Source organism: Sporosarcina sp. P34 (assembly GCF_002743375.1).
In the GTDB taxonomy this organism is placed as follows: domain Bacteria; phylum Bacillota; class Bacilli; order Bacillales_A; family Planococcaceae; genus Sporosarcina.
Genome location: NZ_PDZC01000001.1, coordinates 295,060 through 316,589, shown reverse-complemented (window position 1 = coordinate 316,589; position 21,530 = coordinate 295,060). Strand labels below are relative to the sequence as shown.

The 21,530-nt window shown below is 39.4% G+C and carries 19 protein-coding genes and 1 pseudogene; 7 read left to right on the top strand and 13 right to left on the bottom strand.

Going from position 1 to position 21,530, the window contains the following annotated elements:
- Nucleotides 1-16: 16 nt before the first annotated feature.
- The 6 genes from CSV63_RS01570 to CSV63_RS01545 form a co-directional block, all read right to left on the bottom strand.
- Nucleotides 17-766 carry an amino acid ABC transporter ATP-binding protein gene (locus CSV63_RS01570; RefSeq protein ID WP_099694238.1) on the bottom strand — a complete coding sequence of 250 codons (750 nt, stop codon included), beginning with the start codon at nt 764-766 and terminating at the stop codon, nt 17-19.
- A gap of 12 nt (nt 767-778) precedes the next feature.
- Nucleotides 779-1,438: an amino acid ABC transporter permease gene (locus CSV63_RS01565; RefSeq protein WP_099694237.1), complete on the bottom strand. Its 660-nt coding sequence runs from the start codon at nt 1,436-1,438 to the stop codon at nt 779-781.
- A 109-nt stretch (nt 1,439-1,547) separates the two neighbouring features.
- Entirely contained in the window at nt 1,548-2,351 is an 804-nt protein-coding gene (locus CSV63_RS01560; protein WP_099694236.1) for an amino acid ABC transporter substrate-binding protein, read from the bottom strand.
- 168 nt (nt 2,352-2,519) lie between these two features.
- The gene (locus CSV63_RS01555; protein WP_099694235.1) at nt 2,520-3,911 is read right to left on the bottom strand and encodes a SpoVR family protein; all 1,392 of its coding nucleotides are present in this window, start codon (nt 3,909-3,911) and stop codon (nt 2,520-2,522) included.
- Complete coding sequence (gene yhbH, locus CSV63_RS01550; protein ID WP_099694234.1) at nt 3,908-5,068, bottom strand: sporulation protein YhbH; 1,161 nt, start codon at nt 5,066-5,068, stop codon at nt 3,908-3,910. The genes CSV63_RS01555 and yhbH overlap by 4 nt, the downstream gene beginning before the upstream one ends.
- 253 nt (nt 5,069-5,321) lie before the next feature.
- The gene (locus CSV63_RS01545; protein WP_369823768.1) at nt 5,322-7,220 is read right to left on the bottom strand and encodes a PrkA family serine protein kinase; all 1,899 of its coding nucleotides are present in this window, start codon (nt 7,218-7,220) and stop codon (nt 5,322-5,324) included.
- Between the two features lie 160 nt (nt 7,221-7,380).
- Here CSV63_RS01545 and CSV63_RS01540 point away from each other — a divergent pair, with 160 nt between their 5' ends.
- Nucleotides 7,381-8,244 (top strand): YitT family protein, encoded by an 864-nt coding sequence (locus tag CSV63_RS01540; RefSeq protein ID WP_099694232.1) that lies wholly within the window; start codon nt 7,381-7,383, stop codon nt 8,242-8,244.
- A gap of 39 nt (nt 8,245-8,283) precedes the next feature.
- Here CSV63_RS01540 and purU read toward each other — a convergent pair whose 3' ends face one another.
- From purU to fdhF, 3 genes are all read right to left on the bottom strand, one after another.
- Complete coding sequence (gene purU / locus CSV63_RS01535; protein WP_099694231.1) at nt 8,284-9,192, bottom strand: formyltetrahydrofolate deformylase; 909 nt, start codon at nt 9,190-9,192, stop codon at nt 8,284-8,286.
- A gap of 118 nt (nt 9,193-9,310) precedes the next feature.
- The gene (locus CSV63_RS01530) at nt 9,311-9,799 is read right to left on the bottom strand and encodes a helical membrane plugin domain-containing protein (RefSeq protein ID WP_099694230.1); all 489 of its coding nucleotides are present in this window, start codon (nt 9,797-9,799) and stop codon (nt 9,311-9,313) included.
- 18 nt (nt 9,800-9,817) lie between these two features.
- On the bottom strand, nt 9,818-12,742 hold the full coding sequence (gene fdhF / locus CSV63_RS01525; RefSeq protein WP_099694229.1) for a formate dehydrogenase subunit alpha: 2,925 nt from the start codon (nt 12,740-12,742) through the stop codon (nt 9,818-9,820).
- Between the two features lie 261 nt (nt 12,743-13,003).
- Here fdhF and CSV63_RS01520 point away from each other — a divergent pair, with 261 nt between their 5' ends.
- From CSV63_RS01520 to CSV63_RS01510, 3 genes are all read left to right on the top strand, one after another.
- Entirely contained in the window at nt 13,004-13,345 is a 342-nt protein-coding gene (locus CSV63_RS01520; RefSeq protein ID WP_099631004.1) for a Na-translocating system protein MpsC family protein, read from the top strand.
- 14 nt (nt 13,346-13,359) lie between these two features.
- Complete coding sequence (fdhD, locus tag CSV63_RS01515) at nt 13,360-14,175, top strand: formate dehydrogenase accessory sulfurtransferase FdhD (RefSeq protein ID WP_099694228.1); 816 nt, start codon at nt 13,360-13,362, stop codon at nt 14,173-14,175.
- Between the two features lie 206 nt (nt 14,176-14,381).
- Nucleotides 14,382-15,662, top strand: a complete 1,281-nt coding sequence (locus CSV63_RS01510) for an L-lactate MFS transporter (RefSeq protein WP_099694227.1) — start codon at nt 14,382-14,384, stop codon at nt 15,660-15,662.
- A 43-nt stretch (nt 15,663-15,705) separates the two neighbouring features.
- Here CSV63_RS01510 and ypfJ read toward each other — a convergent pair whose 3' ends face one another.
- Entirely contained in the window at nt 15,706-16,548 is an 843-nt protein-coding gene (gene ypfJ, locus CSV63_RS01505; RefSeq protein WP_099694226.1) for a KPN_02809 family neutral zinc metallopeptidase, read from the bottom strand.
- 217 nt (nt 16,549-16,765) lie between these two features.
- Here ypfJ and serC point away from each other — a divergent pair, with 217 nt between their 5' ends.
- Nucleotides 16,766-17,860 (top strand): 3-phosphoserine/phosphohydroxythreonine transaminase, encoded by a 1,095-nt coding sequence (gene serC, locus CSV63_RS01500; RefSeq protein WP_369823767.1) that lies wholly within the window; start codon nt 16,766-16,768, stop codon nt 17,858-17,860.
- 37 nt (nt 17,861-17,897) lie between these two features.
- On the opposite strand, the gene CSV63_RS01495 is transcribed toward serC, so the two are convergent.
- The 3 genes from CSV63_RS01495 to CSV63_RS01485 form a co-directional block, all read right to left on the bottom strand.
- Complete coding sequence (locus CSV63_RS01495; protein WP_099694225.1) at nt 17,898-18,749, bottom strand: STAS domain-containing protein; 852 nt, start codon at nt 18,747-18,749, stop codon at nt 17,898-17,900.
- A 30-nt stretch (nt 18,750-18,779) separates the two neighbouring features.
- Complete coding sequence (locus tag CSV63_RS01490; RefSeq protein ID WP_099694224.1) at nt 18,780-19,205, bottom strand: hypothetical protein; 426 nt, start codon at nt 19,203-19,205, stop codon at nt 18,780-18,782.
- 85 nt (nt 19,206-19,290) lie between these two features.
- Nucleotides 19,291-19,548, bottom strand: a complete 258-nt coding sequence (locus tag CSV63_RS01485; protein WP_099694223.1) for a YqkE family protein — start codon at nt 19,546-19,548, stop codon at nt 19,291-19,293.
- A gap of 128 nt (nt 19,549-19,676) precedes the next feature.
- Here CSV63_RS01485 and CSV63_RS01480 point away from each other — a divergent pair.
- Nucleotides 19,677-20,572, top strand: a pseudogene (locus tag CSV63_RS01480) (hydroxymethylglutaryl-CoA lyase).
- A gap of 14 nt (nt 20,573-20,586) precedes the next feature.
- Entirely contained in the window at nt 20,587-21,513 is a 927-nt protein-coding gene (locus CSV63_RS01475; protein WP_099694222.1) for an alpha/beta hydrolase, read from the top strand.
- Nucleotides 21,514-21,530: the final 17 nt, after the last annotated feature.

The following is a 21,530-nucleotide window of genomic DNA, read 5'->3' as shown; positions in this document are numbered from 1 at the left end:
CATCACTATTTTTGGGTTATTTATTTAACTCGTAATTCAGGAATCTTTTTGTACGTAATTCTTTCGGTGATTTGATTACTTCATCCGGAGTACCCGCTTCAACGATCTTTCCGTCGTCCATAAAGATCACATGATTAGCCACATTGCTCGCGAATTCCATCTCATGCGTCACCACAATCATCGTCATATGCTCTTCCGCAAGATTTTTCATCACTTCCAATACTTCTTTCGTCAATTGCGGGTCTAAAGCAGAAGTCGGTTCATCGAATAATAAAATATCCGGATTCATCATTAACGCTCTCGCAATCGCAACACGTTGTTTCTGACCACCCGAAAGTCTCGAAGGTAATTCATTAGCCTTCGAAGCCAACCCCACTTTTTCTAGCAATTCGATACTTCTATGCCCATAATCTTCGGTTTTTTCTTTCTTCACCAGTTTCGGTGCTAGTTCCAAGTTCTGCTTTACCGTTAAATGTGGAAATAGGTTAAATTGTTGAAATACCATTCCCATCTTGGAGTTGATCATTTTACTATCGGTAGGATTTGTGTAAATACCATCTTTAACTAGGTAATCTCCATCCACGATAATACTACCGCCACCAACTTGTTCCAATTTAATTAGACTTCTTAACATTGTACTCTTTCCAGAACCCGAAGGTCCAATAATTGCCATGACATCATTTTTTTGAACATCAAACGATATATCCTTCAATACTTCCAATGGACCGAATGATTTCTGTAAGTTGCGTACTTCTATGAAAGACATAATTTCCTCTCCTCATTCGTATTGCAGCTTTCTCTCTAAATACTTGAAGACTACAGTCAACCCGAATGCAATCAGCAGGTAGATCCCAGCTGCAATGAAGAACGGTATGATTGTGAAGTCTCTGTTTACGACTGTTTGCGCATAGTGTAGAAGTTCTGGAACCGCTACCGCGTATAAAAGCGCCGTATCCTTTACTAAAGATACCGATTCATTCGCAATAGGTGGTAGCGTTACACGAAACATCTGTGGTAGGATGACGCGCACAGTCGTTTGCCATTTCGATAATCCAAGTACTTGCGCAGCTTCGTATTGCCCTTTATCGATGGAGATCAAACCACCTCGGAATATTTCAGCAAAGTATGCTGAATAATTCAAAATGAACGCTAGTGTAGCTGCTACAAAACGATCAAGAACTAAATACTCACCAATTACCGGCAGAAGTGGTAAACCAAAAACGAAAAACAATAGCTGTAATAACAAAGGAGTCCCACGCATGACGTATATAAAAGTCTGCGCCAAATAAGAAATTGGTTTAATACTACTTCTTACGGCAAGTGTCAGCAAGAATCCGAGTGGAATAGATAAGACAATCGCTATTACAAATAATAGTACAGTCGCTTTAGCCCCTTCCAACATAGGAATCAGCATAGACATAAAATATTCATAACTCATTAGTGAATTCCTCCGAAAAACCATTCAAGGCTATATGTACTTCTCTTACAATACGCATACCAACGGAAGTCGCAAATACAACTTCCGTTGACATAACTTATTCTACAACTTAACGAAGAACTTTGTCTTCTCCAAACCATTCTGTGGAGATTTCAGCTGAAGTACCATCTTCATTCATCGTATCCAATGCGTTTTGAAGATTCTCAAGCAATTCTTCATTGCCTTTCTTCACTCCAACGCCATATTCTTCCACTGCCAATGATCCGTCAAGTTTCGTAAAGACCCCTTCTTCAGTTGTCATATAGTAATCAATGACGACTTCATCAAGTACTACTGCATCTAGACGACCCGTTTTCAAATCTGTTAACGCCAGAACATTGTCTGCAAATTCTGTGATATTTTTTATTTTTTCGTGGATTGGGTGACTTTCTAATGCCGGTCCAGCAGATGATAATGCTTGGACACCTACAGTTTTTCCATCTAGGTCTTCAATTGTTTTCACGTCAGAATCTACTAACGTCACAACGACTTGATTATTATCCAAATAAGGCTTCGTGAATAATACTTTTTCTTGACGCTCTTTTGTGATGGTATAGCCGTTCCAGATTAAATCAATTCTTCCACTGCTAAGTTCCGTTTCCTTCGTTTTCCAGTCTATAGGTTGGAATTTTGCAGTAGCGCCCATATGCTCAGCCGCTGCAGTTGCCATGTCAATATCGAAACCTACTAAATTATTTTTATCGTCCCGGAATCCCATAGGTGCAAATTTGTCATCCACACCGATGATAATTTCTTTCGTTTCTTTGTTACCTCCATCCGTGGGTGATTTGTCTCCCTCAGATGACTTGTCCGAACATCCAGCCAGCAGTAGGAATAATGCTGCGAATAATAAAGCAATGGTTGTCTTTTTCATTAATTTTCCTCTTTTCTTAATTCTTTAGTACGTTAATGAGTTAGTATACTATAAAAATAGCATTAGATGCACAAAATGAAAAGTAGTAAAATGAAAAAACTGAAGGTAATCTCCATATGTCTGGAGTTATCTTCAGTCTACGAATAATCTGTGTCTATTCTTTTTCCGCTATTTACTTCTCCTAAACACTTTGTGGCCATCGTATGAGAAGACCAAAGGTTTGTTCTCAAGTACTGTTTCGATATGCACGATGCGTCCCCAGAGTTGATGAATATGCGGTAAAACATGCTCCAAGTACGGGAGATCAAGTTCAGTGTCTTCATAGCGGTGAATAAGATACAATTCCCCATTTCGCATATAATCTCCATCGTCTACCACTATATAAGGAAAGCCACCGTTCACTCTCTGTCCAATTAGTTGATTCCGAACGGCATCGGTCTGTTTGTCAGAGATTTTGTATTGGTCTGCCTGCTTTTGGAACACGTACAAATCTTCTTGTTTGATCAGGTCATCGGTCAAATAATTTCGAATGAAGGATGTGTCATTTTCAATTTCGCGCGCTTCAAATATTTTTTCACGTCCCGTCATCATCTCTTCACCACGTGAAATAGCTTCCTTAGCTAGTATATCGTACCGTTTCTCTATATCCTCATATATTTTGACGCCGAGGTAATATGGATTAATTGAAGTCTTGGAAGGCTGCAAAACACTAGCATTAAGTTTTGCGAACTCAATTGTCTCTGAAGGCGTTAAATCCATTTGTCGAAGAATCGTTTGATGCCAATAAGATGCCCACCCTTCATTCATGATTTTTGTTTCCAACTGTGGCCAAAAATAAAGCATCTCTTCGCGCAACATCGTCAGAATATCCGCTTGCCATTCCGTTAGATTACGACTGTTTTCAAGAATAAATAATAGGATGTCTTTTTCTGGTTCTTTTGGATTCTTTTTATGCATTTCAATCGCTTGTTGTCCAGGAATTTTCCGTTGATCCAGGTCCCATAAATCTTCATATTCGCTTCTTTGAGGTTGTTGGTCAATAAAAGATGACGGAATGATATCCCGCATCAGACTTGGATCCACATGTTCTTGAATGGCTAATACCGCGTCAAGAAATGTCTCCACACATTTCTTACCGTAGCGTACTTCATAGTCCGCAATTCGTTCGGCTGTAGCTGCCATGCTTTCCACCATGTCTTTACGCGTTTTTGAAAAATAGGTATTATTCTTGAAAAAATCACAATGCGCCAATACATGCGCGATGATTAATTTATTTTGAATTAAACTATTCGTATTCAATAAAAATGCGTAACACGGATTTGAATTGATAACGAGCTCATATATCTTGCTTAATCCGATATCATATTGCAACTTCATCTTATGGAACTGCTTACCAAAACTCCAATGTGTAAAACGCGTAGGCATTCCATAGGCACCAAATGTATACAGTATATCTGCTGGACAAATTTCATATCTCATCGGATAAAAGTCGAGTCCAAATCCACTGGCAATCTCCGTAATTTCATCAATTGCATAATATAACGCCCGTTGATCAGTCAGCGTAATCCCTCCGTTCGCTTTTCGAAGAACTTTTTGAGCGCAAAGTAGACATCGCGGTTTTTTTGCAAAATATAATAATTGAATTTGGGATGTTCAATTGATTTATACGCAGACATCAATGTGGACATTCTACGATGCTCATTGACTTCGGCATAACCAAACATATTCGATATCGCCAATAATTCATCCACGTGTTCCAAACATTTCTTATTGTCACTTGTCATATTTTCCCCGTCTGAAAAGTGGACAGGATAGATATTATAACGAGAGGGTGGATAAAATTCTTTAATAACTTCCAATGCTTTACTATAGGCTGATGAACATCTGGTTCCGCCACTTTCCCCTTTGTTGAAGAAGTTTTCCTCAGATACTACTTTCGCTTCTGTATGGTGCGCAATGAATTCAATTTCTACCGTTTCATACTTTGTCCGTAAAAACTTCGTCATCCAAAAGAAGAAACTTCTTGCCATATATTTCTCAAATTTGCCCATTGAACCACTCGTGTCCATCATGGCGATGACAACCGCTTTAGATTGTGGCTTCTCCACGGGATTCCATGTTTTAAATCGTAGATCATCTTCCAGAATCGGTGCGACCTCAGCTTTTCCATTTATTGCATTACGCTTAATGGCTGATAACAACGTCCGTTTTTTATCAATATTACCGATTAATCCTTTTTTACGAATGTCTGTGAAATCAATGTCTTCAATCGTTGTTACCGAGTGTTCTTTCTGCTCCAAGTCCGGTAACTCTAATTCTTTAAAGAACATCTCTTCCAACTCTTCTATCGAGACCTCTGTTTCATAGATATCTTGCCCTGGTTGATCGCCCGCTTCTTTTCCTTCACCTGGCTGTGCTTTCTTTTCTCCTTGCGCCACTACGTCCCCTACCGCACTATCGCCATCACCTTGGCCAACATGCTTGGACTTGTCATGATTGTAGCGAATTTTAAATTCATCTAATGAGCGAATTGGTATTTTGACCATGTCTTTTCCATTTGATAGTATAATGTTCTCTTCACTGATTAAATCAGGTAAGTTACTTTTTAGTACTTCATTTATTTTATCTAGGTGGCGTTGCTGATCTTGGTGGCCTTTGCGATGGAGAGACCAATTTTCTTCAGTGACAACGAATCGACTTTTCTGGTTTTCTTCCACTCGTATCCCCGCCTATCTCTCGAACAATTTGTTTCCTTATCATATGCGGCAGCTGATTGAATATTTACAAAACAGCAACAAAACTAAAAAGAGACCTCGTGTATCGAGGTCTCTGAATTCAATATTCACTAGCTGGGATTCATCTTAGGCAGTGGATTTGTGTAATAATTTATTAATGTGTAGTAAAGCTAGGCTTGTGCTCGTTTTCCAACTTGAACTTAGACATTTATTCTATTCATATATCCCATTCGGCTTACCGATTCAACAAACTTCCAACGTAACGCAGAAGCTCATTTGCTGAAACGGAATTGTAGCCATGTTCATCTACTAGGCGCGCTACGACTTCATTCATTTTCTTCAATTGTGTCTCATCGGGCGTAGTAGATGTTGTAGTGATCTTCACAACGTCCTTTAGATCGGTGAATAATTTTTTCTGAATTGCTTCACGCAAGCGGTCATGGGAACGGTAGTCGAAGCGCTGGTGTTTTCTAGCGTATGCAGAGATACGAATAAGGATTTCTTCACGGAATGCCTTTTTCGCATTTTCTGAAATTCCTATCTGCTCTTCTAACGAACGCATCAACTTTTCATCAGGGTTAATTTCCTCTCCCGTCAGCGTGTCGCGTAGTTTATTTTTATTGCAGTATGCTTCGACGTTATCCAAGTAATTATCCATTAAAGTTTTTGCAGACTCTTCATAAGAATAAACAAAAGCTTTCTGAACTTCTTTTTTCGCAATTTCGTCATACTCTTTACGCGCCATTGAAATATAATTCATATACGTGTCACGGTCCTCACTTGAAATGGAGGCGTGTTGATCGAAGCCGTCTTTTAACGCACGTAATACGTCTAGTGCATTGATACTTGGGACTTCTTTTCGGATAATGGCTGAAGAAATACGATTGATAACGTAGCGTGGATCGATTCCGTCCATACCTTCATCTATAAATTCGTTCTTCAGTTCTTCCGCATCTGCATCGTTAAACCCTTCAACATTCTGTCCATCATACAGGCGCAATTTCTTTAATCGATCGATGCCTTGTTTTTTCGAAGCTTTCAAACGTGTCAAAACAGAAAAAATAGCAGCCACTCGCAATGCATGCGGCGCAATGTGGACGTGAGCCATATCACTTTCACGAATCATTTTTTCATAGATCTTTTCTTCTGCACTTACTTTCAGATTGTATGGAACTGGAATGACAATCAATCTTGAATGAAGTGCTTCGTTCTTTTTATTACTAATAAATGAACGATATTCCGTTTCATTTGTATGGGCAACGATTAGTTCATCTGCACTAATTAGCGCAAATCTTCCTGCTTTAAAATTCCCTTCTTGTGTTAAGGATAATAAGTGCCAAAGAAACTTTTCATCAAGCTTCAACATCTCTTGGAATTCCATCATGCCACGATTCGCTTTATTCAATTCCCCATCAAATCGGTATGCACGTGGATCTGACTCTGAACCATATTCAGCAATTGTGGAGAAATCTATACTTCCGGTTAAATCAGCAATGTCTTGTGACTTCGGATCGGATGGTGTAAATGTTCCAATTCCAACACGGCGATCTTCCGAGAACAGAATGCGTTCCACTAGTACATTTTCAATTTTACCTTCAAATTCTTCTTCCAGTCGCAATTGATTTAGAGGTGATAAACTGCCTTCGATTCGTATACCATACTCTTCAAAGAATGACTTCCTTAAAGCTTCCGGAATCAAGTGTAAAGGATCTTCATGCATTGGACACCCCTTGATGGCATAAACCGCTCCTTCATCCGTTCGAGAATAGGCTTCTAATCCACGTTTTAACATCGTAACGATAGTAGATTTACCACCACTAACAGGCCCCATCAATAACAATACGCGCTTCTTTACATCCAAACGCTTTGCTGCTGGATGAAAATATTCTTCAACTAAACGTTCGATAGACTCCTCTAGACCAAACAACTCTTCATCAAAGAAATTATAAATTTTCTTGCCGTCTTTTTTTTCAATACCTGCATTTTTTATCATTTCATAAATACGAGAATGAGCGGTCTGTGCCACTTCTTTACGCTCTTTTACTAATTCTAGATACTCCAAAAATGTACCTTCCCACTTCAACTCATTTTCTTCTTTGCGATAATTATGCAACTGACGTATGATATCCAACATATCTCCTCCAATTAGGCTATGATGTATCATCTTATGTTCAGGAAGTGTAAAAGATTCATCACGTACGTTGGAAGAAAAACTGAAAAGCTTATATTGCCACTACTTTCTTTTTTAAAATTCCGTTAAGATAGAATAAACTTGTTTGAAAAAGGGGATTTTTATGAGCAAACAGCATAAAAAGGAAACTGTAGGACATTTACTTAGACGTTACTTATTCATTTCAATTGGTGTCGTAATTACAGCAGTTGCGTTAGATTTATTTTTAATCCCTAACTCCGTAATTGACGGTGGCATCATCGGGATCGCACTCATATTGAATTTCATCTCTGGAGTACCTTTTGGAATTTTGATTTTGATCTTAAACTTGCCCTTCTTGTTTTTCGGCTATAAACATATCGGCAAGAACTTCTTCTTCTCCTCTTCCTATTCAATTGCTTTACTTGCCATTGTGGAATTCCCACTTAAAAATCTAGGTCCATTCGTAACGGACTCACTGTTAGCTACAGTCTTTGGAGGATTGTTGCTAGGTGCGGGTGTCGGAACGATTATACGTAATGGTGGGGCGCTTGACGGAACGGAGATTCTTGGCATTTTACTTACTAAAAAAATCCCCTACAGTGTTGGGGAATTCGTGATGTTCTTCAACCTCTTCATCTTTGGATGGGCAGGCTTTGTACTCGGACCAGAAAAAGCGATGTACTCGATCATTACATACTATATCGCTTCAAAAGCGATCGATATTGTGATCCAAGGCTTAGACGAAACTAAGGCGGTCTTTATTATCTCCGACGAATACGATGAGCTCAAGGAGGCAATTCGTTTGCGACTAGGCCGCAGCACTACCATGTTGCACGGTCGCGGCGGCTATACCGACAATGAAAAAGACGTAATCTATGTAGTCGTGACAAGGCTAGAAATTTCCAAGCTGAAACAAATCACTACTGATGTAGACCCCAATGCTTTTCTAACCATCATGAATACACATGAAACGCATGGGGCGACCTTCAAATCACCTATACATTAAAAGAAACCGCCACTCATTCGAGTGGCGGTTTCTTTTCCCTTAATGGAAGACAATGGTTTTATTGTTTTCTACAATCACTCGATCTTCAAGATGCCACTTTACTGCACGTGCAAGAACACGTCGTTCGATAGTGCGGCCAATCTTCTTCAATTGAACAATATCGTCCCGGTGATCCACTCGCTCGATATCTTGTTCAATGATTGGGCCTTCATCTAAATCATTCGTTACATAATGTGACGTTGCCCCAATTAGTTTTACACCGCGTCCAAATGCTCTTTCATAAGGACGTGCACCGATGAAGGCTGGTAGGAAGGAATGATGAATATTGATGATCTGATTCGGGAAATGCTTGACGAATTCAGGTGTCAGTATCTGCATATAGCGTGCCAACACAAGTACATCTACGTCGTATTCTTCCATTAACTTTATTTGCTGCCTCTCTACATCTTGACGTATGTCCTTGTTCGCCGGGATGTAGTGGAAAGGTATACCGAGTGCTTCAACCATTCCGCGCGCATCTTCATGGTTACTGATCACTACAACAATATCGGTATTTAAATCACCATTCTGCCATTCCCATAGCAATTCCATTAAACAGTATGGTTCTTTGGAAACGAAAATAGCCGTTCGTTTTAGTTCCACTGCGTATGAAAAGCGATAGTCCATCTCATGTTGTTTCGCAATGTACTTGAAGTCCTCTTCTATTTCTTCTTTTTTATCCAATAAATTGTCTAAATGGAATGCGATACGTAGATAGAACGTGCCACCTTCCGGATCCGTTGAGTATTGGCTAGATTCTACGATATTGGCTTCGTATTGAAGCAAAAATGTTGAGACTGCGGATACGATTCCTGGTTTATCGGGGCATTTTATAAGCAGTCTTCCGATATTTTTCTGTGCTGTTGATTGTTCTTCTAAATGTGTTGCAATTTTACTTTGGGCTGACATGTTTTCATCTCCTACAAATAATGTTACTGAAAGAATAAGTTCCCCAGCCAGAATGGCTAGGGATCGGTTGAACTCTCCTAATACAGTATGAAGCAAAGTGACGCTTTTCGCAAAAATCTTATTCCACTGGTTTTTCTAAACCTCTGCCCATCCCTTTTAGAAAGTTCATACCGAATGTTAACGCCCGATTGATATCAGGATCGTGAATGGATTTCATCAATTGTAAAACGCCTGTTTTCTGCCCTTCTTCATTTGCTTGCTCGGCTTCAGATAATCCTTTTTGAACACTTTTTGATAGTTGCTGAATTGTTGCTGGATCTAATGCCGTTAGAATTCCTGCACCCGCCATCAAATTATTGAGCATGTTTGTAACAGGTTCTCTTGATACTTGATCTAACGCTATGCCCGTAATCTTTTCCTTTGAATGAAGCATTGCTTGTAGTGCGTCCAACGCACCAATCTTATGCAATTCACCCGTGATCTCCATAATTTTCTGCAAAGACTCTTCCTGTTCAGCAATTTTTTTCTGTAGTTCATCCAACTTAGCTTGCTGTATTTCCAGTTCGGATCGTTCTGTTCTTTTAATAGAAGTTATAGGTGCCGCCATTGATCTTCACCTCACTAATTATTGATCTGTTAATTGGACATATCCCGGTCGATTCCATTTCCGCTCCACTTCTACACCGTTTTGAGGATGACGCTTCTTATCACGGTGGTTACTCTTAGGTAGTGGATTATCTCCTTGCTTCTCAAGTACTTCCATACGAACCTTTGTCTGCTTGTAAGCCGGTGTATTCGTGCGCTCATCTGTAGCAGGCCCTGTTAAGAAGTTGATCGCAGATTGCTTCTCTACTGAGTTCATCGGTAAGAATAATTCATTTTTTCGTACTCTGTCGGTGACAAGTGCGGGCAATTTCAATGCACCATACGGAGAAATGAGTCTTACATAAGTACCTGTGACTACCCCACGTTCTTTTGCTAATTCAGGAGAAATCTCTACAAATATATTGGGGACTTTCTCTTGAATACCATCTGATTTATTCGTCATATTTCCTTCATGGAAATGTTCAAGCATACGACCATTATTAATATGAAGATCAAACTCTTCAGGGAATTTTACTGGTTCAACCCAATCCGATAATGCAAAGCGCGCTTTCTTATCAGGGAAGTTAAAGCCGTCTGTATAAAGAAGTGGTGTACTAATCCCTTCTAGACTTCCCCAAAGGAAACTACCCCAACCTTCCAACACGTCGTAAGAAGCTCCGCTAAAAATAGGACTCAAACTTGACATCTCAGCAAATATGTCACCTGGGTGTGTGTAATTCCAATTAGCACCTAACCGATTTGCAACTTCTTGGATGATCCACCAATCTTGACGGGAGTCACCTTTATTTGGCAATGCCTTATAAAGTCGTTGAACACGACGTTCTGTATTTGTGAACGTACCATCTTTTTCAAGTGAAGGCACTGCAGGTAAAATGACGTCTGCGTATTGTGCTGTACGTGAGAAGAAAATATCTTGGACAACTAGGAAATCGAGCTTCGACAGTACATCATGTACATAGTTTGCATTCGAGTCCACTAGTGCCATATCTTCCCCTACAATATACATACCCTTCATAACCCCATTATCAATCGAATGAAGCATTTGAATATTATCGAGACCCGGCTTCCCTTCTATCTCTACACCATAAGCGCGCTCAAATTTTTCACGTGCTGCATTGTCTGTAATATGCTGATAGCCAGGTAACCACCCCGGCAAGCTTCCCATATCGCATGCACCTTGTACGTTGTTATGACCACGTAATGGATAAGCACCTGCGCCTGGACGGCGGTAATTTCCTGATGCCAGTAATAAATTGGATATGGCCGCTGAAGTGTCGGAACCTCCTGTATTTTGTGTAACTCCCATCCCCCATAAGATACATGTACCATCCGCATCACGAATCATTTCAGCTGTTTGAATCAATACTTCTTTTGAAACACCTGTTACTTCTTCTGCATATTCGAGTGTATAGCGTTTCAATACTTCATTAAAATCATCAAAATGATGGACATTTTCCTCAATGAACTGCTGATCATGCCAACCTTGGTCGATTAAGTATTTGGTCACTGCCATAAGCCATACTTGATCCGTTCCTTGTTGTGGTGTCATAAAGATATCTGCACGTTCAGCCATTTCATGCTTTCTGAGATCAGCTACGATTAACTTTTGACCATGTAGCTTATGTGCGCGCTTTACACGCGTCGCGAGAACGGGATGACCTTCTGCGGGATTGGCACCTACAATGATGACCAATCCTGCTTCAGCAATATCTTTAATCGTTCCAGCGTCACCACCCATTCCAACAGTACGGAATAACCCATCTGTCGCAGGGGACTGGCAGTAGCGGGAACAATTGTCCACGTTATTTGTACCGAACACTTGTCGAGCAAATTTTTGAATGACATAGTTCTCTTCATTGGTAATTTTGGATGAGGAAATAACACCAATTCCATCTTTGCCATGTTCGTCACGGATTTCACCTAGTTTTTTCGCGACTAGATCTAACGCTTCTTGCCATGATGCTTCAACAAAGTTGTCACCTTTACGAATAAGAGGCGTTGTAATGCGTTCTTCACTGTTGACGAAATCCCAACCGAACTTCCCTTTGACACAAGTAGAAATCTGGTTGACAGGTGCCTCGGAAACCGGTTGAATTTTTAATATCGTACGATCTTTTGTCCAGACTTCAAATGAACAACCTACTCCACAAAATGTGCAGACGGTTTTAGTTTTATTAATTGTGGATTCTCTCATCGCGGATTCTACATCGGAAATCGCCATGATACTGCTATAACCTGGTTCTACATCCTTAATTAAATCAATCATAGGCTCCATCAACTCGTCACTTATCTTCGTCATAAATCCAGCTTCACCTAGCATTGTTTTCTCCATCAAGGCATTGCATGGACAAACCGTAATACAATGACCGCAGCCTACGCAAGAAGAATCATTAATCTTCGCACCGCCATCCCATAGAACAATCGGACGATCCCGTTCCCAGTCGATGGAAAGCGTCTCATTTACTTGTAAGTTTTGACATACTTCCACGCACTGTCCGCATGCGATGCATTGATTGGGATCATAACGATAGAATGGATGTGTAAAATCCACCGCATCTTTTGAACATTTCGGTTCGTAGGGATATTTTTGTTCTTCTACTTCCAAAAGTGCCACGGTATTATGTACTTTGCAGTTTCCATTATTGTTATCGCAAACCGTACAATATAGTAAATGATTTTCTAAAATCCGATCCATTGCTTCCGTCTGCGCTTCCTTTGCACGTGGGGACGCTAATTTGACATCCATGCCGTCGATGGCTTGTGTTGAACAAGCACGTGTTAATTGGCCATTCACTTCGACAATGCACGTATCACACGTTTGTATCGGGTCGACTTCCGGCAAATAACATATTTGAGGGTGCTCAATCTTATTTGCATTGATGATTTGAATGAGCGTCGAACCTTGTTCGAAGTTATACATCTTATCATTGATTGAAATTGACATACAGGCGTCCTCCTTCTCAAATAAAAAAATCCACCATAAAAAAACCGTCAAAACGGTATTTTCTATGGTGGAATAGTTTCTTAACAGGACTTGCTAAAGAACCAATCCATACTTACTATTACATGTAGGTTAATGAACTCCTAGCAATCACATACTAGATTTCCATCGATTATGTATTTAGTATAGAGTAATAAAGCGTATAATACAATGACCACATTAAAATAATTTAATTATTCTGTAAATGAAAAGAGGAAGTGCCTTATGAAAAAAGTTCATGAGTTTAATGATATCATTCGTAAATTACGAAAAGACTTATTTGGTAAAGGTCCCGAACGAATTCACACGATATTTATAGATAATATGGTGGTCTCTACCCTCTATGGTAATTTGACGCCCACTGAAAAGTTCATAGCGGGAACGCCAGAAGGAAAAGAGATGGTGCATCGTGCACGAACTAGCATGATTCAGGCAGTATATGCAAAAGAACCACCTGTAGCATTGGAAGAATTAGTCGAGGCCAAGTTTCTGCATTTATTCAGCGATTTTAAAATTGATGATGATATTGCAGTTTCAGTATTTTTATTCGATCGATCGATTGACTGAAGGGAGAACAGATCATGAAACAGCAACAACAACGATCCATTATTCGATTTCAGGATGGTAAAGTTTTTGAAAAAGCAGATCAAGTCGCTGTTGAATATGCAGTCACAATTAAACTAAACCACAAAGAATTTGCGACGATCGTATGTACACCGGAATATATTGAGGATATGATTGTTGGTTTCTTGGCATCAGAAGGAATCGTGCCTAAGTGGGAACAAATCACAGATATTCGACTTGATCTTGAAAATGGCTTCATTTATGTCAATACGGGTAAAGTCTACCCTTTCTTTGAACAATTGCAAAATAAACGGTATATCACATCTTGTTGCGGCATGAGCAGACAAGGGTACATCTTTGCAAATGATGCACTGACAGCGAAAAAGATGGATAGTATTTCTGTTCAACTGATCCCTGCACAAATATTTTCCTTGATGCATCAAATGGAAGAACAAGCGGAAATGTTCCGCCATACTGGTGGAGTACACAATGCTGCTTTGTGCGCTCCAGATCAATTATTACTATCCCGTATGGATATCGGCCGCCATAATGCGTTAGATAAAATTTATGGACACTGTCTGAGGAATGATATTTCTGTACGAGATAAAATCATTGTGTTCAGCGGAAGAATCTCCTCCGAAATATTACTTAAAGTCGCTAAAATTGGTTGTGAAATTGTATTATCAAAGTCCGCACCTACTGAATTAGCTTTACGTTTAGCAGATGATCTAGGCATAACGACGATCGGATTCATTCGCGGAAGATCTTTTAACGTGTACACACATCCTGAAAGAATCGTCATGGATGCTACGACTCTTTTATCGACTACATGAAAAAGAGATATTGACAATTCTGTGAATTGTTACTATTATACTCCTTAATCCTAACTTACATTCCAGTAATTGTTTAATCGATTTCCTTTGATTGTCGTGTCATGACGGAATAGTGTATCAACTATTCTTTTACATTACCAATTAGTCAAGGTCTTTGGGTACTCGAATTGGAGTTATGGAAAAGTTTTCAAAATGGAGGATTACGGATGAAAAAAACGAAGAACCGATGGCTGATTGCATTATCTGCAGTAGGCATTCACATTTCTATCGGATCTGTTTATGCCTGGAGTAACTTCACTAATCCACTCATTGAAGAGTTTGGATGGACCACAAGCCAAGTACAGTTGACATTTAGTATTGCTATTTTATTTCTTGGTTTATCAGCTGCTTTTTTAGGTCACTTTGTAGAGAGATACGGTCCAAGAAAAGCAGGGTTACTTGCAGCTGTGTTTTTCGGAGTGGGCGTGACAGGTTCGGGACTCGCAGTAGAAATGTCTTCATTACCGTTGTTGTATATTTTTTACGGTATGCTAGGTGGAATTGGTTTAGGGGTAGGTTATATCGCACCCGTTTCTACACTCGTCAAATGGTTCCCTGATCGCAGGGGGCTAGCAACGGGACTGGCCATCATGGGATTTGGGTTTGCTGCAGCCATCAGTAGCCCGATCATGGAATACTTGATCAGCAATGTCGGATTACAGAACACTTTTTATATTCTCGGTATATCGTATTTCTTAATTATGTTACTTTCTTCCCTGTATCTAGAAAAACCAGAAGATGGATGGGCACCGCCTGGATTTATTGAAAAAGTTCGTTTAGGTAAAACGGAAGTTAAAGAAGATCTTTCTCAATTGACAGCAAATCAAGCAGTTAAAACAAAACGCTTTTATTATTTATGGCTAATGTTGTTTATTAATGTTACTTGCGGTATCGCCATTCTCTCGGCTGCCAAACCAATGGCGATTGATAGTATTGGCATGACGACTATTCAGGCAGCCGCATTAGTTGGTGTGCTAGGCATCTTTAACGGGGCCGGCAGACTTGGCTGGGCTGCGATTTCGGATTATATCGGTCGTCCCAATACGTATACCACGTTCTTTATCATTCAACTAGTTCTATTTTCCATTTTACCATTCACCACGAACGCAATTATATTCCAAGTAATTCTAGCCGTAATCTATACATGTTACGGAGGGGGGTTCGCCTCTATTCCGGCATATATTGGTGATATTTTTGGAACGAGACAACTTGGAGCCATCCACGGTTATATTTTGACTGCATGGTCTGCAGCTGGAGTGGCTGGACCGATGTTTGCTGCCTGGATGAAAGATACAACAGGCAGTTACGAAAGCAGCTTATTATTCTTCGCCGGCTTATTCGCTGTGGCTCTACTAATTTCCTTGCTCATTCGAGTGGATATTAAAAGATTACGCAATGAAAAAGAAGGAATTATTCCAGCTGAACCCGCTATAGCCGCAACAAAATAAAAACTCGTGAACGTCACTTCGAAAAGAATGACGTTCGCGAGTTTTATTTTTCTGTTTGATTAAACGTGTCTCCACCCTCAATAGTGCCTAATTCAAAACCACGTTCGAACCAATACATTCGTTGTTTTGCTGTACCGTGTGTGAAACTCTCCGGTACAACATACCCTCTCGCGCGTTTTTGAATCGTATCGTCACCAACCGCACTCGCGGCAGTAATTGCTTCCTGTAAATCCCCTTGCTCCAAGTATCCTCGTCCTTTCGCATGATGTGCCCAGACTCCCGCAAAATAATCTGCTTGCAATTCAAATCTCACTAAATATTTATTGAATTCCTTTTCACTCAGTTTTTGACGTAGTGGCATCACTTGATCTGAAATTCCAAGGAGCGTTTGCACATGATGTCCTACTTCATGAGCTACTACATAGGCCATGGCAAAGTCACCTGGCGCTTTAAATGAACTTTGTAATTCATTATAAAATGCTAAGTCAATATATAGTTTTTGATCACCCGGGCAATAAAATGGCCCTGCAGCTGCACTTCCGTAGCCACACGCTGTATCCACTTGGCCTGTATAAAGAACTAGCTTAGGGTTCTCATATTGAATTCCTTGTTGCGCAAATAATTCCGACCAAATATCTTCTGTATCCGCAAGCACAACCGAAACAAAATCCGCCAATTCTTTATCTTGTGCAGTTTCCACGTATGGTTGATCAGGGACTGCTGAACTATTATCTAATAAGTCAGTTGGATTTCCACCTAGAAGGAGAAATAATATAATACCAACAATTCCTAGACCACCCCCGCCTAATGCAATCGCACCGCCTCCGCCACTCCTTCCTCTTCGATCCTCTACGTTTGAACTTTTTCTGCGTCCATCTGTTTTCATACTCTCTCCCTCGTTTCGGCTTTATGTAGGCTGAACTTTACATCACTATGTAGTTGCTACTTGATTTCAATTTACCCTATTTCTCACTGAAACAAACAAGACACCCCTCTTAATTGATTGGAAGATTTATTGCGAATTGGCAGTTATCTATTCCCCATGTATGATTTTTCGTATATACTTTACTTTATAGTTGTAAACTAATGAAGGAGTGATTCTTTTGATTGATCAAAAGTCTGTCTATAATTTTAACGCGGGTCCATCCGCACTTCCACGCGAAGTTCTTGAAAAAGCACAAGCCGAACTAGTGGATTTTAAAGAATCTGGAATGTCTATTATGGAAATGAGTCACCGCAGTGCTACTTATGAACAAGTACATAATCAAGCAATTGAGCGTTTGCGTTCTTTATTCTCAATTCCTGAAAACTATGAAGTACTATTCTTGCAGGGCGGAGCCAGTCTACAATTTGCAATGGTGCCAATGAATTTCTTACCAGATGGAAAAAAAGCTAGCTACATTATGTCTGGTGCATGGTCTGATAAAGCACTTAAAGAAGCCAAGACAATTGGAGAAGTATACGAGGCAGCTTCTACAAAAAACACAAATTATAATCGCGTCCCATCTTCTGATGAAATTACATTTGAAGAGACGGATGCATATGTGCATATCACTTCAAATAACACAATTTTCGGCACCCAATTCCATGAGTTCCCTTCCACTGGAAATGTCCCGTTAATAGCAGATATGTCTAGTGATATTCTGTCAAGACCACTTGACGTTAGTCAATTCGGAATGATTTATGCAGGTGCACAAAAAAATCTCGGACCTTCGGGCGTTACAGTTGCGATTATACGCAAAGACTTGTTGGACAAAGCGAATAGTGAGATTCCAGCTATTTTGAAATACCAAACACATTCATCAAATAACTCTCTATATAACACCCCTCCATCATTCGGTATTTACATGTTGGGTGAAGTTCTTGGTTGGATGCAACAACAAGGCGGCATAGAAAAAATTGCAAAACGCAATGAAGAAAAAGCGAATCTGATCTATGACGCGATCGACAACAGCAACGGTTTCTATACAGGACATGCTGAAAAAGGAAGTCGTTCATTCATGAACATCACGTTCCGTGTAGCGGATGAAGAGTTGGAAAAGCAATTCTTGGAAGAAGCTAAAGAGGCGGGATTCGTTGGGCTAAATGGTCACCGTTCCGTAGGCGGATGTCGTGCTTCTACTTACAACGCAGTACCATATGAAGCTTGTCTGGCTTTACAGAAATTCATGCTGGATTTCCAAGAAAAGCATAAATAAAATCTAAAAACCAAGTCACATAAGTGACTTGGTTTTTTTACTGTTCTACAATAAAAAATTCTTTTTGAAATGCTAGTTGTAACGAACTAAATGTTTGGATATTTTTAAAGTCTAAACCAAGCTCTGTCGATGCTTGAGCAATTGCCGGTAAAATCCCCGTAATTGTGCATCGCGTCCCTAATAGAGATAACACTTTTGTCACTTGAAAAATCTGCTGGGCTACATGTGTATCAATAACGGTCACACCCGATAAATCAATAAATAAGTGTTCAATACCAGACTCTAAACTTTTCTCTGGTATGCTTTCCAACATAACTTGTGCACGCAGTTCATCCAACTCTCCAATTAGCGGTACCACGCCAATTTCGTCGGTAATTTTGATGACGGGAGAGCTTAATTCATTAATTAAGCTTTGTTGGATATCGAACTTGCCACTAATATATTCATTATAGGCTTCAGCGAAACTAATGTAGATCCGATCAAATGCATTATTAATGGTTTCACTCCAGCGCATATAATCATCAAGTGTAATTTCTTCTTTATAGGCCAAATAAAATTCTTTTATGAAGCGCCAATATGTTAAACGAACATTACTCAAAGCTTGAATTACATCTTCTATCGGTGTATTACTTTTCACTCTGCTAAGAGCGACAACCGCTGCCCATTTTATTTTGTTCTTCTCAAAGATTTCAGGATCATCAAGTAAACTGCTGATGACTGTTAAATTCGTAAGTTTATTTTGTTCCCGAAGTGTTTCTTCCATTTCTGGATGAGCAGTTATCGAATAAATAGAGTCTTTTTCTACTTTTCTCATTGCCAGCCAAGAAGTTGTAATTTCAGGTAGTTTTGCTAGTAAATACTCATAAAGCTTGACATCAAGCTGTTTCATCTTACATCCCCCTGGATACATTCCTCTATGTTATCGAATGTATATAATTAATTGATTAGATTCAAAGTCAAATATATTTAAAATGACCCCGAAAACCGTTATGTATTTGTATATAGATTCATAATACGTGATTCCGTATTCTTTTTCATATTGTGCAACCGGAAACATATACTGTTCGTCAGTTGGGTTCGGCAGAAATTTCCAGGGTCTCGGAGACTCCTTAGATTTTTCCGCATGCGCTTTTGATAATGTAGTATAAAAATTTTCTACCATTTCTTTTGGTAAATCATAAGATATAACAGAATCCACTATTTCAACAGTTTCTAGATTACTTTGCAACCAATAAACAATCGCGTGCTCAATAGGTGCTGAATGAACACGTTTCAAAAGGCTCTCGGATATAAGTTCTTTTTGAAGATGTTGTTTCTTATGATACGTAATATACAAAAACTTCATTTCTTCATCTCCCGTGTAAAAGACCTTTTTATCAAACCTTTATATGACTAGTATACCTATTCTCACACCTACTGTTCTAGTATTCTTAATACTTTGTTCCGTCGTATCCGTATTCCTCCAGTAATTCTTCAAAACTCTTATTTTTTTCACGTTCTTTTCGCTCTTGAATGCGTTTTTCTTTTTCTTGTTCTAGTTTTATTTCTTCTTCCACTTTCATCTCCCGTTTCATTCCTTTTAATTTAGCTAACATATCATCACTCACGAAATCTGATAGTGAAGTTGCAGAATCCTCTGCGATATGGTTCCTCTGATTATTTGATACTTTTCGTTGTTTTTTTGACATACTAATCACTACTTTCTATTTGATAAAGAGTTGCATATTATTATTATTATTACCAAGTTAATTGACAAGGTTTTTACATTGCCCTTATTCACTTATTTTACGTACAATAGATTGAAGGAGGGATGTTTATGTATAGTTTACCAAAGAACGTAACGTTAATCGAGGTTGGACCAAGCGATGGTTTACAAAATGAAAAAAATAGTATCCCAACTGATCAAAAATTAGCTTTTATACACGCTTTACAGTGAGCGTCTATACATTAAATGGAAGTTACTTCTTTTGTATTGCCTTAGTGGGTTCCTCAAATGTCAGACTTCAAAGAAGTTATGAGTCGGGTAAGTAAACAGAGCAGGCAATTTGTTCTTACACCGAATGCAAATGGTGTGGAGTATGCCTTCAAAGCTGGTGCAGAAAGTATGGCGGTGTTTGTAGGCGTAAGTGATACATTCACCCAACATAATATCAATCAAACTACTACAGAAAGCATGTAGACACTACGGCCAATTATCAATCGGCTCAAAAATAATCATCAGTTTGTTAGAGCCTGTATTTCTACAGCTTTCACTGTCCGTATGAAGGTTTCATTCCACTTGAAAAAACTCTAGCTCTTTGTAAGAAGTTTGTCGATATGGGTGTAGATGAATTAAGTGTGGCAGATACTGATGGTATGGCAAATCCTTTAGCCAGTTTTACTTTGTTTCATGAACTGAAAAAGCAGTTTCCAAACATTTTGATCACAGCACATTTCCATAATACCTATAAATTAGGATTGGCTAATATTTACGCCTCTATGCAAGCAGCGATTGATCGATTCGATATATCTGCAGGCGGTCTCGGCGGCTGTCCTTTTGCGCCTGGCGCTACAGGTAATGTCGCAACAGAAGATGTCCTATACCTATTGCAATCAGTCGGTATAGAAACAGGGATTGACATGGACAAAATATGCGCAGCAGTGGATGAAGTTGCACCTTATCTATCACGTCCTATTGAAACAGCCATGTATAACTTATATATAAGGAAATAGGAAGGAGGATTTTGTTGAGACGTAGAGTAATGTATATTGTCGGTATCACGTCAAGTGTTTTTACAGCGCTTCTTACATTTTTCGGGATACTTGTCACTAATCGTCTAATGTATTTAAAAACCAAAGACTCAGAAGTTATTTTGCAGCGCGAGATGATTGCTAAACGCTTTGATCGTCAGTGGTTTGAAACCATAAGAAAAGATGATATTTGGATACCTTCACCTAACGGCTATAACTTACGCGCAGTTTTCTTGCGGCCTTTGGATACAACGCGAACGGTTGTCATTTGCCATGGCGTAACAGAAAACAAAGTGAATTCCATCAAATATGCACGTCTGTTTGAACGTTTAGGATTTAATTCTGTTATTTTTGATCATCGGCGGCATGGTGATTCTGGTGGAAAAACAACAAGTTTTGGATTTTATGAAAAAATGGATCTGAAAGAAGTTGTAACAGCTGTTCGTAAACGTGTAGGTAAGCGCGCTTTAATTGGCATACACGGTGAATCGATGGGAGCCGCCACTACGCTTTTGTACGCAGGTACCTATGAAGATGAGGCAGATTTCTATATAGCCGATTGTCCATTCTCGGACTTCTCAGAGCAACTATTGCATATCATTCGTACAGAGATGCCGTTTAAGACTTCTATGAGTTTGCGAATCGCCAATTTATTTTTAAAAATTCGTGATGGCTATACTTCAGCAGCGGTTTCCCCCCGCGAAGTAATGAAGTTTATTGATAAACCTGTGTTATTCATTCACAGCATGGAAGACACGTTTATTTTGCCTCAGATGACAGAAGAATTATATGAATTAAAAGAAGGCGATAAAATGATGAAGCTTTTTGCGAAAGGAGCACATGCCAAATCGTATAATGATAATCCTGATGAATATTTACAAACGGTACAAAGGTTTTTGAATCGCTTCCGTTTATATTCATGACAATATAGCAGAAAACA

What these genes read in the sequence shown, in the direction of transcription:
- fdhF (WP_099694229.1), bottom strand. Translation starts at nt 12,742, where the DNA reads ATGTCAATTTCAATCAATGATAAGATGTATAACTTCGAACAAGGTTCG.
- CSV63_RS01530 (WP_099694230.1), bottom strand. Translation starts at nt 9,799, where the DNA reads ATGGCGGCACCTATAACTTCTATTAAAAGAACAGAACGATCCGAACTG.
- CSV63_RS01570 (WP_099694238.1), bottom strand. Translation starts at nt 766, where the DNA reads ATGTCTTTCATAGAAGTACGCAACTTACAGAAATCATTCGGTCCATTG.
- CSV63_RS01540 (WP_099694232.1), top strand. Translation starts at nt 7,381, where the DNA reads ATGAGCAAACAGCATAAAAAGGAAACTGTAGGACATTTACTTAGACGT.
- CSV63_RS01520 (WP_099631004.1), top strand. Translation starts at nt 13,004, where the DNA reads ATGAAAAAAGTTCATGAGTTTAATGATATCATTCGTAAATTACGAAAA.
- CSV63_RS01565 (WP_099694237.1), bottom strand. Translation starts at nt 1,438, where the DNA reads ATGAGTTATGAATATTTTATGTCTATGCTGATTCCTATGTTGGAAGGG.
- ypfJ (WP_099694226.1), bottom strand. Translation starts at nt 16,548, where the DNA reads ATGAAAACAGATGGACGCAGAAAAAGTTCAAACGTAGAGGATCGAAGA.
- CSV63_RS01485 (WP_099694223.1), bottom strand. Translation starts at nt 19,548, where the DNA reads ATGTCAAAAAAACAACGAAAAGTATCAAATAATCAGAGGAACCATATC.
- CSV63_RS01490 (WP_099694224.1), bottom strand. Translation starts at nt 19,205, where the DNA reads ATGAAGTTTTTGTATATTACGTATCATAAGAAACAACATCTTCAAAAA.
- CSV63_RS01510 (WP_099694227.1), top strand. Translation starts at nt 14,382, where the DNA reads ATGAAAAAAACGAAGAACCGATGGCTGATTGCATTATCTGCAGTAGGC.
- fdhD (WP_099694228.1), top strand. Translation starts at nt 13,360, where the DNA reads ATGAAACAGCAACAACAACGATCCATTATTCGATTTCAGGATGGTAAA.
- purU (WP_099694231.1), bottom strand. Translation starts at nt 9,192, where the DNA reads ATGTCAGCCCAAAGTAAAATTGCAACACATTTAGAAGAACAATCAACA.
- CSV63_RS01495 (WP_099694225.1), bottom strand. Translation starts at nt 18,749, where the DNA reads ATGAAACAGCTTGATGTCAAGCTTTATGAGTATTTACTAGCAAAACTA.
- CSV63_RS01545 (WP_369823768.1), bottom strand. Translation starts at nt 7,220, where the DNA reads ATGTTGGATATCATACGTCAGTTGCATAATTATCGCAAAGAAGAAAAT.
- CSV63_RS01560 (WP_099694236.1), bottom strand. Translation starts at nt 2,351, where the DNA reads ATGAAAAAGACAACCATTGCTTTATTATTCGCAGCATTATTCCTACTG.